This is a genomic window from Actinomadura napierensis (assembly GCF_039529375.1).
GTDB classification, from domain to species: domain Bacteria; phylum Actinomycetota; class Actinomycetes; order Streptosporangiales; family Streptosporangiaceae; genus Spirillospora; species Spirillospora napierensis.
On sequence record NZ_BAAAMR010000044.1, the window covers coordinates 1 to 14,834 of the forward strand.

Genomic DNA, 14,834 nt, shown 5'->3' on the forward strand with positions numbered 1-14,834 from the left:
GAGACCGTCACCCCTGACTGGGGCGCGCCTGTACGTGCTGGCCGTGATCGAGCACCGCACCCGCCGGATCCGCGTCCCGGGCGCGACCGCCCATCCAACGGCCGCGTGGGTGACGCAGGCCGCAAGAAACCTGGTCATGGACCTGGAGGACGCCGGGTGCCGTGCGCGGTGGCTAATCCGGGACCGAGACGGCAAGGTCCCTGAGCTGGCCGACGCGGTCCTGGCCGACACGGGTATCAAAATCGTGCTCACCGGGGTGCGAAGGCCACCGATGAACTCGATCATGGAACGGTGGGTGCAGACCCGCCGCCGCGAACTGCTGGACCGGACCCTGATCTGGAACCAGCGCCACCTGCCCCACACGCTGCGCGAGTTCGAGACCTTCTACAACGAGCACCGGCCGCACCGCGGCATTTCCAACGCCCCCCCCATGCACTCCGCTGCCTCCACCGATCACCGACCCCGACCAGATCGCCCACCTGAGCATCCGAAGAAGGCAACGTCTCGGTGAATCCTCAACCAGTACCAGCATGCCGCATGACCTGCACGGATGGGGTTTTCGGCATGAGCAGCGCCTCTGTTGCAGCCCGTGAGGGCTACCGTCACGGCGGTCAGCGTTTCCGCGATCGAGATTCGCTGTTTGGCGCGTACCTTGTCCCATCGGTCATCGACATAAGAGCCTATCGGCCATCTGTTGCAATGACTCGTACTGTTCTGATCTGGTCCGCCAGGCGTTCACGGTCGGCAACCTGTCTGCGGTGACCCGGTGGGAACCGCAGCGCGAGTTGCCGGGTGGCGACCGGTTACCTTCGATCCCGAAGTGCGGCGCATGGTACTGGCAGTCCCCACCAGCGGCGACAAGACGCTCCTGGCCCAGTCACTGGCCGTGAAGTCGCGCGGAGGGACCCACAACCATTGGAGCCTGAGAGGACGCAACCTGTTCTTGCGAATTCCTGTCAAGGCCGTATTCTGGGCATATGGATACGTTGATCGGTCCGCTGCCGGTTGGAGGTTCATGAGTCCGCTGCTCGGTGTTCACGGAATCTGGAACCTATCTTATTTTGAGCGATCGAGAAAGGATTTAACGCAGGCGACGGCTGCGATCGCCGCGGACTGGCTGAGGTGGACATCACGGAGCTTGGGCCGGCATCTACCACAGGCTCCGGTCCCTGATCATTTGCCCGTCGCATACTACGCAGACCTCCTGGATGAGGGGGCGGGGATGGCGACTGATCCCTTGCTGCTCAACCCGTTCGCGCAACAGCTGTTCGGGGAGTGGGCGGAAGCGATATTGGTGGAGGAGGCAGAGGGCGAGTCTGGGCCAGTCGGTGACCGGCGACTCGAGCCTGCCGCCATGGGTCGTTCGGCCGTCTGGTTGCGTCAAACGTCTGAGCTGCTAACCGAGCGCTTCGGCGACAGATGCGTTCCCGTCGTCGCTGCCCTCGTCAGCGAGCTATCGGTCTATTTCGACCCTGATAGTGCGCCGGTTCGTCACGCTGTGCGCAGCAGGTTGGCGCGTGCGCTTGAACAGTATCGGCCACGCGTCCTGATCGCGCATTCCCTGGGAAGCGTGGTCGCCTACGAGACGCTCCATGCTCATCCGGACATTGAGATCGAGCTTCTGGTGACGCTCGGCAGTCCTCTGGCCATGCGCAAGGTCGTCTATGACCGGCTCGAGCCCACACCACAATGGGGTATGGGGGCTCGACCGCCCGGCGTACGAGATTGGGCCAATGTCTCTGACCATGGCGATTTTGTGGCAGTCCCGCGTGGTGCTCTCGCCATGCGGTTCGAAGGAGTCGCTCGCGACCTCGAACTCAGCATCCATCTTGTGGATCCCCACCGGGTCAAGGCTTATCTGGGCGCTTCAGAGGTCGCGGAGCTGTTGGCCCCTTTCACCTGAACCTCCCTGGCGTTCGTTAGCGGTGCGTGGGACGGGCTCCCTTTCGGGCGGGCGAAAGGCCACGGTGTGGGCCCCGGCGCTGACGAGCAGGATGTCATGAGGGCCTTGCATAACGGCGGTGACGGGGGCCCCCATGTGCAGGTGGCCGGCCAGTTGGCTGGTGGCCAGGTCCCAGATCTTCACTGAGCCGTCGCGAGCTCCGCTCACCACTGTAGAGCGGCCGTGGAATCGGGCTCCCGTCAACGCGGTAACAGGGGACTCGTGGCGTCCCAGATTCTGGTTCCCGACTCGCACGTGCCCCTGAGCGTCTCCGTACGCCGTGGTCAGCGTGCCGTTGGTGAAGATGGGGGCCGTCGGTTGCCCGCTGGGCTTAGTCACATCGGTCGTGGCTGTGGTCGGTGTTCGGGCTGGCTGCTCGAGGGTTCCTGACGATCCGTCGATCAGATTCCAGAGCAGTTGCCCGGAGAGAGTGCTCAGCACGGCGGCCGGTACTCCGCTGACGTTCTGGGTGTGCAGCCCTGTGACGGGGACGCCGTCGGACGCCAGTGCCGGTAGCATTGTCCGGCCGGTCAGCAGGTCGACACAGTGTGCCCGTCCCCGGCTGTTGGCCACGATGGCCACGATGGTGTCGCCAGTGTCGTGGCAGGCGAGGTGTGTGCGCTCGTCTGCACCGAGGTGGGGTATATCGCCTACGAGTTGCGCCGCCTCGGCTGGCAGGGAGCTGGTCTGTTGACACCGGAATGCGGCCGCGCGGCTCAGGTACCCGGCTCTGGCCGTGCCTCGATCTCCGGTGATGAGGCATTGGAGTCCGGCTGGGGACTGCTGGACGGCGATGTCGGTGAGCCGACCCAGACCGGTGTTGATGGTGTGGAGCGTTTGGTGGGTGTGGGCGTCGAGCACCGCGACGTCGCCGTGTGGGCTGCCCACCAGAATCACTGTCCGGGTTCCGAGGGTGGCGACGGCGAGGCCGTGTGATTGATGTAGTGGCCATGGCAGGGGGAACTCGACCGGGTCGAAGGTGACGAAGTCGAAGACGGTGACAGTGGCGGCGGTATTGGCGGTGCCGGTGTCGCTGTTGACGGTGACCACGGCAGTCCAGCTGGCGGATCCGCCGACAGCGACGGCGTGTGGCTGACTGGTTACTGAAAAGAGATGCCGCCGTGGCTGCTGATGCTCGTGGGGACCCTGATATTGTGACTGGGCGCCCAGGACCCCGCCGTCGGTCAGATAGGCGATGACGGGTGGGCTGGTTCCGCCGGAGGCCAACTGCCGCACTCTTCGCCGTTCGTGATCGTGGAATAGTCGGATAGGTGTTCCGTTGGCAGCTGGGACCGCATAGACGGTGCCGTCGTGATGGCCGGTGAACACCTGGGTGGCGGCATCCGCGGAAGAGATGGCCAGTGCGGTGATGGTCGAGGTGCTGCCGGAGTCCAGCACCCGGGTTCGGCCGTCGTACCGGAGCAGAACCCGGTTTTCTTGATCGACTACGAGGAGGCCTCGCAGGTCGGGCTGGTTCGCCAGGACGAATACCGAGACTCCTTCGACGATCTCGGTCAGTTGAGGCCCGGCCAGTTCCAGCCGTTGGTGGTGCTGGACAGCCGTCATCCAGGTCTGCGCTGTGGTGTCATCTCGCAGGCTCCACAGCGGAAACCAGTCGACTGGATCCTCGTCCGGCAGGTGCGCGATGCGGGCACAGAGATCATGTTGGCCTGCCAGCATCGCTGATAGCGCGTACTGCTGGCGCCGCTGCTGGAATGGACCCTCTGGTGCTGGTACCAGGGCGAGTGCGGCAGCGGCTGAAACGTCGGAAGCCGTTGCGAGCACGTCGGCGTCGGCGTACAGCAGGAAGCCGGGGTCGTTCAGCAACTCTTCTGCCGTTGGTGTGCCCTCCGCGTGGTCGAGTGCGTGCTGCAGCAGATACGGTTCGGCGACATGCCACCGTCGTGCATCCACGGGGCCGAGCGGGGCCAGCAGAGCGGTCATGATTGTTTGCCGGTCAGCTAAGGGCGCGAGGTGCTGGACGAGTTGCTCATCGGTCAGCTGATAGGTCATCAAGCCGGTGCTGTCGGCCGAGCGGCGTAGCAAGTGGCCGTGTGTTCGCAGGATTTCTCGTAGTTGCTGCTGGCTGAGGGGTTCTTTGCCGGGCCGAAGCTGCGCCGCGCTTCGGGTGATGACGGTTGCCGGCATCCCTCCACCGCGGGCATGCGCGATGACCGCGAGAACGACTGAGTCCCACGTGTTCTGGGGTTGCGAGGCGAGTTCGGCATGTACGAGGTCCGCGGACGTTAGGGGTACTCGATCACCGAAGCCCTCGGCTTCCTGGTCGGCAGTGCCCTGGTCGGCTGCGTTCTGGCCGAACTCTTCGACGAAGCGGCGGGTGTGAACCCCTGCGATCAGGAAGGGACTGCTACTGGTGCTGTTGTTGGCCAAGCGGCGCGCCGTTCGGGCCGCGAACAGTGCGCTGCTGTGATCGGTTTCCGCGGTTGCCCTCAGCAGGCGGCTGATGTAGTGCTGGAGATCGTCTTGCAGCGTGTCAGAGTCGACGGCCTCGAGGTCGATCAGCAGGCCGGTGGTTTCGGCGAGTTCGCGGAGCCGGCCTCCGAGGGCGTCGGGGCGGCTGGCCATCAGCAGGTCGAGGGCAGGACGGCCGGTGGGCAGGGTTGTCGTGGCGGTCTCAGTCAGCCACGCGCTGACCTGAGCTTGATCGCGTGCCTTGTCCACCGAGTCGATGATCATGAGGCACGGGCCTGCGGATTGCGCCAGGTCTGCCAGGAGATCTGCAGGTGCTGGCCGAAGCCCAAGCTGCCGACCAGCTGACGCGGTGATCTGGTCGAGGCCGCGTTCGTGGCAGTTCACCATCGCGAGCCGTCGCTGCACTTGTGGAGGCAGATGCTTCGTGTGCTTCCACAGCGGGTTGGTGGCGGTATGCAGCAGCGGGTGGACGGCACAGGTCAGGATGCTGAGCAGCGCCGACTTACCTGCCCCCGGCCCCCCGACGATGACGGCAGGGCCAGGTGCCGCAGTGTTGGGCCAGGTCGCCAAAGCTTTCAGCTCGGTCACCCGGCCGGTGAAGCACCCGGCGAGCTTGTCGCTGCGATCGGCGAAGGCGCCGAAGCAGGCAGCACGGTCGAGCAGATAGGGCAGGTCCAGGCCCTCATCCGCGGACGTCGGCAAGTCCAGCCGATCGGAATCTACGCCATCGGCGATGAGCAGGTCGGGGAGGTCGACGTCGGGATGGGTGAAGAAGTTCAGCCGCGCGTCAAGATCGGTAGCGGAGTCAGCTCTGATCGCGATCACATGCTGCGGCCACTTGCTGATGCGCTTTCGTAGGGAGGCGACTTCGGTCTTCACGGCCTTGGCGAAGGTCGACAGTGGCAAGAGGCGCCCGCACCGGGCGACCTGGAGGCTGCCGAGGGCGATTTGCTCCAGGACGTTGGCGCAGGCCTGGGTGAACACGGCGTCGAAGGCACTCTGCTCGGCCTGGCAGGCGGACAGCACGGAGAACTGCAGCGACTCCTCCGCGTAGTCCCCTATCCAGGAAAGCCGCGCTGCGGTCCCCGATTCGCAGGTGTCCAGCAGGAAGAGTGTCATCGGTCCCTGACGGTTTTGAACCAGATGAAGCCAGCTCCCTACCTCAGCCGCGAGGCTCTGATCGATTCCGAGCGCATGCAGGTGCTGGGAGTCGGTACTCCGGCCGTGGGCCACGATCAGTACCAGCAGCCGTGCTTGAGCGTTCGCGTCGATGATGGCGCGGCGGACATGAGCGTCGATGTCGGCACTGCGAAGCCCCGGCTCGACCACCGTGGTAACCTCGTACTCGTAATGATCTTGCAGGATCCGCGCCAGCCGCTGGACCGGCGGGACGGCGAAGTCCAGATCTCTGGTCGGTGCGGCGTATCCAGAGACGCAGATCAGCAGGGCGCGCTTTTCTGGCAAGGTCAGTCACCTCGATGGAACGGTGAATTACGACCTTAACCGGTGGATGGCAACGGGTCAGGGGGCTACGTCAGTCCCGGGCAGGGTCTCAAGGAGTCTTTCGGCTTCAGCGGCATGGGCTGGAGGTAGTTCCGGCTGGCCTGCCAGTGTCCGCTGCAGGCTTTCGCGTGCCAGGCTCGAGTCCCCGCGCCGCAGCGCGACCCTGGCCAGCCGCAGATGAGTGCGAGGCCGATCGGGTGCCAGGTCGAGGGCGCTTTCCATCTCGCGGTCCGCTTCTTCGACCCGGCCCAGCGCATCCAGCGCCAGAGCTAGAGCCGATCGCGTATCCGGATCGTCGTCTTCAGGATCCAGATCCCCCAGTGCTGCCATGGCACGGCCGAGATCGGCGAGGATCTGTCCTCGTGCACGTCGCGCTGTCGGCCCGCCAGGCTGGTCTGCGACCGCTTCACTCAGGACGGTGATGGCGTCCGCGACATGTCCCTGATACCAGCGGGAGTAGGCAAGTCCCAGGAGAGCCTGCTGGTTACCGGGCAGCACAGTGAGGGCCTCTCGAGCCACGTCCACCGCCGTGCCATAGTCGCCCTGAGCGAACCGGACTTCGATCAGGGCAGCGTAGAGGGGTTTGGCTGCGGCGAGGTCGTCCACTGCTCCGTACAGGGACAGCGCGGTGCGAAGCAGTCTGGCCGCTTCTTCGAGGTCACCTGCCATTCTGGCGTGGTGGCCTTGCTGCGCCAATGCGCTCGCACGGTCCCAGGTGCACTCAGCCTCTGTCGAGGCTTCCGGCGTCGCCGGATCTGTTTCCCGTACGGGATCTGTCTCCCCTGGTCGTGACCATGGATGACTCGCGTCGCACGTCCGGGGCCAGCTGATTGGACCTCCTCGGCCGGCTGTGATGTTGCGGGGAGGCACTAGGGGCGCGGCTGGATGCCAAGGAGCGTACGGGGGGCGGACAGGTCCCCTGCTCTCCGGAGCGGCAGCCAACGTGATCGTCTCCTACGATCGACAGTGTTGCGAGCGCTGAACGACTCAGTGGCGTTTCCCAGTCTCACCGCTGAGAGTGATGGAAACTTAGCGCTGGGTCTATGGCCGAAGGGTCGTCTTTGCAGAACCGTGAGAGTGGGATACACCCAAACACACCAAAGCTGCCCAATGTGACCGACACCGGCCACCATCGGGGGAAATGGGCACTCTCCACACCGGCCGGTTCGTTGCGGAGATCGGGCCCTATCATTTCGGCAGGACGACAAGGGGCGCGTGATGAATAACGATCATAGAACCGAACTCCTGCCTCCGATCTGGGGGCGTAGAGTCCCTCCTCGCCCCCCATACTTCACCGGGCGTGAGAAAGAACTGGAGGCACTGCGTACTCGGCTGCTCGGGAGCGGTACCGCAGGCAGCGCGCCCACATCGACCCCACAGACCTTGTATGGGCTCAGCGGTGTCGGCAAGACGGCGATCGCCGTCGAGTACGCCTACCGCCATCGGGACGAGTACGACATCGTCTGGTGGATCGAAGCTGCCAGACCCGAGTTGATCGCCACCTCGTTCGCCCACCTCGGCAATGACATGCTCGGCATGGACATGGATGTGCCGATAACCGAGCGGGAAAAGGCGCCGTGGGCGGTCCGCCGCCGGCTGTGCGAGGACAGAAATCTGCGCTGGCTGCTGATCTTCGATGACGCCGCCTCCCCGGACGATGTTCAAAGTTACCTGCCCCAACCGGCCCCATCAGGTGGCCACGTCATCATCACCTCACAGGTACGTGACTGGCTGGGCCGCGCCGGTGCCACCGGAACCGAAATCAATGGCTTCGACGCCGTCGAATCGGCCGAATATCTACACAGGAGGGTGCCCCAGCTAGGACCTACCGACGATGCGGCGCAAGCCGCCCGCCGCAAGGCCGACGTGAGCAGACTCGCCCAAACGCTCGGTCACCTGCCGCTGGCCATCGTGCACGCGGGCGCCTATCTGGAACGCACAGGCATGGAGGTGGGCCCCTACCTGAAGGAATTCGACCGCTCACCGCACGCGGCGATGAGCAAGAAGGCCGACATCAGCTACAAGTCCACCACCGTCGCCGCGACGTGGAGCCTGTCGTTGCAGCGGGTGGGCCAGGACGCGCAGCGTCTATTCCGGCTGCTGTCGTTCTTCGCGCCCGGACGGGTGGCGCAGGAACTGCTGCAACAGCGCGCAAGCGTCGACGGGCCAGGCACCCTGGGCGATGCCCTGTCAGACCCTGCCCGCTTCCAGGCCGCACGCGACGAGCTGGTGGGCTTCTCCCTGATTCGATACAATGGTGCGCGAGACGTCCTATCGATGCATCCGGTCGTACAGCGACTCACCCAAGAGCAGACGTTGCTGGACACGCCGCAGGAGGCCGTGGAGTACAGGCGGACGGTGCAGACGCTGCTGGCGGCCAGCGACCCCTGCGCCCCCGACCGGCACGACTACGACCGCGCCTATAATAGGACCCTGCCGCATATCATGCCGTCCGGGGCGCTGAGGTCAGATGCCCCCGAAATGCGAACACTGATCATCAATCAAGTGCGGCGGCTGCACCTGCGAGGCCGGCACACCGAAAGTCTCCGGCTGGGTGAACTCTCACTGAAGGAGTGGGAGGACAGGTTCGGCGAGAACGACCTGCTGGTGCTGAGGCTTGCCACCGAAGTAGCCATCGCCATGCGGCTCGCCGAGCGCCACGAGGACGCCTTTGAGCGCAACAAGCGCACCCTTGCTCTTGCTGATCAACGCATCAACGACCCGGAAACGGCCGACCTGGAGCGGGAGGCCGCGGTGCAAGTCGGGCTTATCTGCGCCAACAGCCAGGGCGCGGACCTGCGGTTCCTGGGCAGGTTCGAGGAGGCCCTAGCCCAAGACATGGCGTTGCTCCCAAAGTTCGAGCAGGTCTTCGCCTCCAGTCAGGCACCGACGCTGAACGTCCACAATAACATTGCGGCCGACTATCGGCGGCTCGGTGATTTCCAGGAAGCGCAGCGCTGGGACGAGGAGACCTACACGCTGCGCAAGAACGACCTAGGTCCAACCAACCCCCGGACGCTTGCCTCCCTGGACGCGCTCGCCCGTGATCTGCGGGAACTCGGCGAATATGACCGGGCTCTGGAGAAGGCCAAGAGCGTATGCCGCGAGTTCGGGCCGCTCCACGACAAGCGTCTCAATCTCGACCTGCTCAACGCGCACCGCGGGCTCGCGGTGGCGTTGCGCAAAGCGGGCAAATACCAAGAAGCCGCCGAACAGGGACGACGTGTCGTGCAGAGCTGCCGCAGCTACCTCCGCGACAATCACCGCTACACACTGATCGCGGCAGCCGACCAGATCGCTAACCTACGGGCGCTAGGCGACCTGCGGGAGGCAGCAGAGCTGGGCGAAGAGACTCTCGCCCAGTGCAAGGACAAAGACAAGCCGGTCTCGAGCATCACCTTCGCGACGCAAGTCAACCTCGCAGTGGTGCTCCGTCAGTTCCGCTCCCCCCTCGATGCCGAAACCTTGGACCGGGAGGCGTTGCAGGGCATCACACAGGTCTACGGCGAAAGGCACCCGTTCACAATCGCCGCCCGCGTCAATCTGGCCAGTGACCTGTTCGTCGCCGGCAAAGTGGCGGAGGCTCAAGCTCTCGACGAGCAGGCATTGGCGCTGGGGAAGGAGATCCGACCGAAACATCCGGCCACACTGGCCACGTCGGCGAATCTGAGCATCGACCTGCGTGGTGCTGGTAAAGGGGATCAGGCCACCCGGCTGCTACATGACACGATCACCCTCTACAACGAGGAACTGGCCTCCGACCATCCTGAGGTCGTTGCTGCGCGCAGCCGCCAGCGCATCAACCTGGACCTCGAACCCTATTGAGATCACGATGGATCCTGGCATCCACCGCCGTGATCAGTTTGGTCAGGTCGGGGCAGTAGACTGACGGATGAGCAAAGGAATCTCCCTTCTGCCGACCGTCGTAACGGTGAGTAAAAAGACCACCACCACACGTGTGGACCAGTGTGCACCGTTGGCAGGTCCGCGCCAGCCCGGCAAGCCCCGCCTGACGTGCCCTCGTCAACGGATGAGTTAGTGCCGCGTCGAAGGAATCCGCGGCCACGTTCAGCCCAAGATCGGCCACACCCGCTGCCACCGCCGAAAGCGAATCCAGCTGACGGATGCCGCCGTCGACGCCGACCACGATCACCGACGACGGCCGGAGCCCGAGCCCCTCAAAACCACCGGGGCCGCCGAGCAGCAGCTGCATCATCTCGGTGAACAGGCGGATAGAGGTTTCTTGCGCGGGTGCGCCGTACCAGCGTTCGAACACCGCCAGAAGCCAATCGGCGTACGGCGTTGAATCATCGGCTGGTCGGAACGGTGGGGGCGAGGACCAGCTGCCATGCGGCAGCAGAAAATCCAGCTGAGGAGGCGAGAACTCCAGCAGGGCCTCGTAGCAGCCAACAGGATCTGCCTGCAGGTCGATGGTGCACAGGATTCCCGCAAAAGCCTCGGGAACGTGCCGCAGCCGCCGCAGCGCGGACACCACGGAGGCATGACTGCTTCGGCCATCGGCGAACCGACGATGCCGGTTGGTGGTGACGGCATCACCGTCCAAGCTCACCGCGATGCGGACCTCGTGTGCGCGCAGCAAAGCCAACGTCGGGTCGTCCAGCAGAACCCCGTTAGTCTGCAAACTGACCAGGACCTGAGCCGGGATCACTGCCCGCGCATGGTCGACTAGAGCAGTTAGCAGGTCAGGGCCGGCAAGCAGCGGCTCACCGCCATGAAGGATAATCCGCACGCTCGGCAGCCGGTGAGCGACAGCATGCTCAGCAATGCGAGCCAGCGTGTCGTCGACAACCTGATCGGGCATGCGGCGCGGTTGTGATCGCCACCCCTGATCGGCCATCGCGTACACATAGCAGTAGTCGCAAGCCAGGTTGCAACGGCTGTGCACCTTCAGGACGAACTGCTGGAATGGGACGATCATGACGGCCGCCAGCGGCTGCGATGTGCAGCGCTCAGCATCGCGGCCCGCCGTAACGCCCGCTCCGGAACAGGCTCACTGAGCCACGCCGCCAGTTGGCCACGCATGAGCGAGACGAACTCAACCCCATCATCAGTCAGCCCCTCTGATGCCAACAGTGTTCCCGTTGTCTGGTGCGCCTCGACGCGGCGACGCGCGAACTCGATGTGCCCATTCAGAGACGGGACGGCGAACCGTTCTCGGCGCCAGAATCGGGCCACGCCCAGGTACGCGTACGCGCCTTGTAACAGCCCGACCAGCGGGCGCGGATCGTCGCGCCATGGCGCGTAATAATGTGCGCGGGCCGCGGCTTCGGGCCGTACCAGGAGCAGCATGTCCAGGACGGCACCAAGCTTGACGTGCTGGAACTCATGGATCAGTGTCTCGGCCGTGGTGACGTCATCGGTTGGAAGCGAGGTCGCGACGGCCCCGAACGCTGCCGGAGAGGTCGCACTCACCACTACGGTGCCTGGTACCCGCCGCAACGGCACAACAGTGCGCAGGCCGACGGTGAGCTCTTCGGCCAGAGGGCGGTGTCGGGTGACCAGAATGCGCCAAGCTCCGGCCAGCCGCTCGTGCCAGCGGTCAAGGTCAGGCTGATCAACCTCATAGCGGTACCGATGCAGAGACGGGTCCACACCGGAGATAGCGACGTCCAACTGCAGGCCTCCAGCAGATATCCGGCATCTGGGCTGAGCCTGATCTGGGAGGTCGGCCCAGTGTGCGAGTCGATCACAGGCGGCATCTGGTCGGCCATCACGCAACGCCCGCAAGCAGTCCACCGCCCAGGCTCCCACCTCCGGGCGGCTGATCAACGCGGCCACGGCCTGCGGGGAACGTTGGTAGAGCGAAGCAAGACGCTGATAAGCGTGGTGCGCAACCGATTCGGCACCGGCATGCTCGACGATCGCGCGGATGAGCAGCATATGCTTGCTGTACTCGGCTTGTGCTAGACAGCCCACCGCGTCAGGGCCGCCGAGCCCATGGGCCAACTCCCGAAAATGATCAATCAGCAATCGATGTTCAGAGGCGAGAGCACCCATCAGCTCAAACTCGCATTGAACGAAGAGAGGGTCTCCTGCTGCAGGTCCAAACGCTGAAGAAGTAGCCGGAGGGCCTCCGCCAGCACCGCCGGGGTTTCCTCGCCGTACTCCAAAGGAACATTGGTAAGGTCCGGCAAGGACGTGTCTTTCGCTTCAGCGCCCTCCACAGAGCCCCCCTCGCGTGCGTCGGAAGCGGCATCGTCTCATGATGTCCGAAATAAGCTCAAGGTAAACTGCAACAGAGTACTCCGCCAAGCCTCGACTCCTTGGTGAGTATCCAGTAAGATGCAGAGTCTTTAAGGTGGATTGTTAATTGCAATTTTTGCCAACCGAAACGTACGTCCCGTGAGGCATTGAACTGAGGCCGAGAGGTGTCACTAACTCAACGTGTCGGGTGGCACAAATGGGATGGAAGCGTATTCTGGCTCAACCGAGGTCGAGGGAGCGCAGCGAGGCGCGAAGTTGGGGCGGGGCGATTCTCTTAGAGCGTGTCTCATGTGGGGTGTTTGGTTAGCTTCTTGTAGCAGGTGATGGTGGCGGCGAGGGCGAGGAAGGCGTTGAACAGGTGGCCGTGGCGTTCGTAGCGGATGGTCAGGCGCCGGTAGCCGAGCAGCCAGGCCAGCGTTCGTTCGATCACCCAGCGGTGGCGGCCCAGTCGCTCGCCGGACTCGATGCCGGGCCGGGCGATCCGCGGCACGATTCCGCGTCGCCGCAGCCAGCTCCGGTGCTCGGCGGAGTGGTACGCCTTGTCGGCACGCATCTTCACCGGCCGTCGCCGACGTGGCCCACGGCGCGATCGGATCGCCGGCAACGCCATCAGCAGCGGTTTGAGGGCCTGGCTGTCGTGGACGTTGGCCGCCGACACCGCGACCACCAACGGCAACCCGGCGGCGTCGGACAGGACGTGGAGTTTGCTGCCCCTCTTGCCCCGATCGACCGGATTGGGGCCGGTCAGCGTGCCCCCGTTACCTTCTTGCTGATCCGGAAACGGGTCCCCGGTCTCTGGGTCTGGCATGACTGCGTGCCCCCAGTCGGTCCATGATCGAAAAGGTGATGTCACCAGATTCGGAGGCATCGGCAGACCGCTGATGAGGGGCATGACCGCGCAGCCCTCGGGCTGGCAGGCTCTTTGTAACGTGGGTGCCGGCACGCTGATGCCGCAGGGGGCCGGGAAGGAGATGCTTCGAACGGAAGGCGACACGTGACCGACCCCCGCAACATCGGCGTCTTTTGTGGCCTGGACGTCGGCAAAGGCGAACATCATGCGACCGGACTGACTCCGGCGGGCAAGAAGGTGTTCGATCAGCGGCTTCCTAACAACGAGCCCAAACTGCGAGAGTTGTTGGAGCGTCTCAGATCTCGATGGGGCACGGTGCTGGTGGTGGTCGACCAGCCCGCATCCATCGGCGCGTTGCCGCTGGCGGTGGCCCGCGACATGGGATGCCAGGTCGCCTACCTGCCTGGACTGGCGATGCGGAGGATCGCCGACCTGTATCCCGGCGAGGCCAAGACCGACGCCCGAGACGCGTTCATCATCGCCGACGCCGCCCGCACCATGCCGCACACCCTTCGCCGGCTGGCGCCCGAGGTCGAAGCCGTTGCCGAGTTGCAAATGCTCGTCGGCTTCGACGATGACCTGGCCCAGGAATCGACTCGACTGGTCAATCGCCTGCGTGGATTGCTCACCCAGATCCACCCTGCCCTGGAACGGGTGCTGGGGCCGCGGCTGGACCGCCCCGCCGCGCGTGTCCTGCTGGAACGCTTCGGCTCTCCGGCGCAACTCAGAGAGGCCGGACGAGACCGACTGGTGCGCGTGCTGCGATCCCGGGCACCACGGATGGCCGAACGCCTGATCGACGACATCCTGACCGCCCTGCAGGAGCAGACCGTCACGGTGCCCGGCACGGACGCGGCCGCACTGATCATCCCGAGCCTGGCGCGGTCGCTGAACTCCGTGGCCGACCAACGCGCCGTCCTGGCAGGACGGATCGAAGAACTCCTGGATGCCCATCCTCTTTCCCAGGTCCTGACCTCGATGCCCGGCATCGGGCTCAGGACGGCCGCCCGCATCCTGATCGACGTCGGAGACTGCAGCCGCTTCCGCAGCGCCGGGCACCTGGCCGCCTACGCCGGCCTGGCCCCCGCCACCCGAACCTCGGGTTCCTCCGTCCGCGGCGAAAGCCCATCCCGGCGCGGCAACCGGCAACTCAAACGCGCCTTCTACCTCGCCGCCTTCGCCTCACTGCGCGACCCAACATGCAGGGCCTACTACGACAAGAAGCGGAGCGAGGGCAAACACCACGTCGCCGCCATCACCTGCCTGGCTCGACGCCGCATCGACGTTCTCTACGCCATGCTCCGCGACGGCACTCTGTATCGCCCGCCAATCCCCGCCCCAGCTTGACGAAGCACATAGGGGCACCTTTTCGCGCGGACAGCCGCGGCGTCCACGATCGCCGACCCCCAGTCCACCTGCCCCCGCGCACCCAGCTCGTCCAGCACCGCGCGGTGCAGCCGCGGCCACAATCCCGCCCGCGTCCAGGCGCTGAACCGGCGATGCGCGGTCGGCACACTGACGCCGAACTCCGCGGGCAGATGCCGCCACGCACACCCGCTGGTCAGCACGTACACGATCGCGGTGAACACCGCCCGATCATCCACCGCCGCCGTCCCACCGCCCTGCCGCCGTGGCCTGAACGCCGGGATCAGCGGCTCGGCAAGCTCCCACAACTCATCCGGCACCAGCCGCAACGCAAGATCCGACAACACGATCCCGCATAACACCCGCCATCCACGTGAGACACGCTCTTAGAGGGAATTTCGTCCCGGTGACTGGCGGTTGACGGCGGTTCTGGAGGGACATTGAGGGCCGATGCGATGGGGTTGGCGAGTCTTGGAGCCTCTTGGGATGCGATGGAGGCGGATGCGGGGTTGGTTT

Annotated in this window: 10 protein-coding genes; 4 read left to right on the top strand and 6 right to left on the bottom strand. The window is 64.9% G+C overall.

Translation table 11 applies throughout. From position 1 onward, the window contains the following. A partial coding sequence (locus ABD296_RS23920) for an integrase core domain-containing protein (RefSeq protein ID WP_344271064.1) occupies positions 1–511 on the top strand: 511 nt, incomplete at its 5' end. 711 nt (positions 512–1,222) lie between these two features. Further along, positions 1,223–1,903, top strand: coding sequence for an alpha/beta hydrolase family protein (locus tag ABD296_RS23925; protein ID WP_344271067.1), 681 nt, complete (start codon positions 1,223–1,225; stop codon positions 1,901–1,903). Here ABD296_RS23925 and ABD296_RS23930 read toward each other — a convergent pair. Both ABD296_RS23930 and ABD296_RS23935 read right to left on the bottom strand, forming a co-directional pair. Next, positions 1,868–5,839 (bottom strand): caspase family protein, encoded by a 3,972-nt coding sequence (locus ABD296_RS23930; RefSeq protein ID WP_344271070.1) that lies wholly within the window; start codon positions 5,837–5,839, stop codon positions 1,868–1,870. The genes ABD296_RS23925 and ABD296_RS23930 overlap by 36 nt on opposite strands. 57 nt (positions 5,840–5,896) lie before the next feature. Continuing rightward, positions 5,897–6,547, bottom strand: coding sequence for a tetratricopeptide repeat protein (locus ABD296_RS23935; protein WP_344271073.1), 651 nt, complete (start codon positions 6,545–6,547; stop codon positions 5,897–5,899). Positions 6,548–7,096: 549 nt separating this feature from the next. Here ABD296_RS23935 and fxsT point away from each other — a divergent pair. After that, a complete protein-coding gene (fxsT, locus tag ABD296_RS23940) occupies positions 7,097–9,703 on the top strand; it encodes an FxSxx-COOH system tetratricopeptide repeat protein (protein WP_344271077.1) in 2,607 nt (868 codons plus the stop codon). Here fxsT and ABD296_RS23945 read toward each other — a convergent pair. The 3 genes from ABD296_RS23945 to ABD296_RS23955 form a co-directional block, all read right to left on the bottom strand. After that, a complete protein-coding gene (locus ABD296_RS23945) occupies positions 9,678–10,817 on the bottom strand; it encodes an FxsB family cyclophane-forming radical SAM/SPASM peptide maturase (protein ID WP_344271080.1) in 1,140 nt (379 codons plus the stop codon). The two genes, fxsT and ABD296_RS23945, sit on opposite strands and share 26 nt — an antisense overlap. Then, entirely contained in the window at positions 10,814–11,896 is a 1,083-nt protein-coding gene (locus ABD296_RS23950; RefSeq protein ID WP_344271083.1) for an aKG-HExxH-type peptide beta-hydroxylase, read from the bottom strand. Before ABD296_RS23950 ends, ABD296_RS23945 begins: the two co-directional genes overlap by 4 nt. A 493-nt stretch (positions 11,897–12,389) precedes the next feature. Then, positions 12,390–12,911, bottom strand: coding sequence for an IS5 family transposase (locus ABD296_RS23955; RefSeq protein ID WP_344271217.1), 522 nt, complete (start codon positions 12,909–12,911; stop codon positions 12,390–12,392). Positions 12,912–13,097: 186 nt separating this feature from the next. On the opposite strand from ABD296_RS23955, the gene ABD296_RS23960 reads away from it, so the two are divergent. Continuing rightward, positions 13,098–14,300 carry an IS110 family RNA-guided transposase gene (locus ABD296_RS23960; RefSeq protein WP_344271086.1) on the top strand — a complete coding sequence of 401 codons (1,203 nt, stop codon included), beginning with the start codon at positions 13,098–13,100 and terminating at the stop codon, positions 14,298–14,300. On the opposite strand, the gene ABD296_RS50645 is transcribed toward ABD296_RS23960, so the two are convergent. Then, positions 14,243–14,680, bottom strand: coding sequence for a transposase (locus tag ABD296_RS50645; protein ID WP_407061506.1), 438 nt, complete (start codon positions 14,678–14,680; stop codon positions 14,243–14,245). The genes ABD296_RS23960 and ABD296_RS50645 overlap by 58 nt on opposite strands. Positions 14,681–14,834 lie beyond the last annotated feature (154 nt).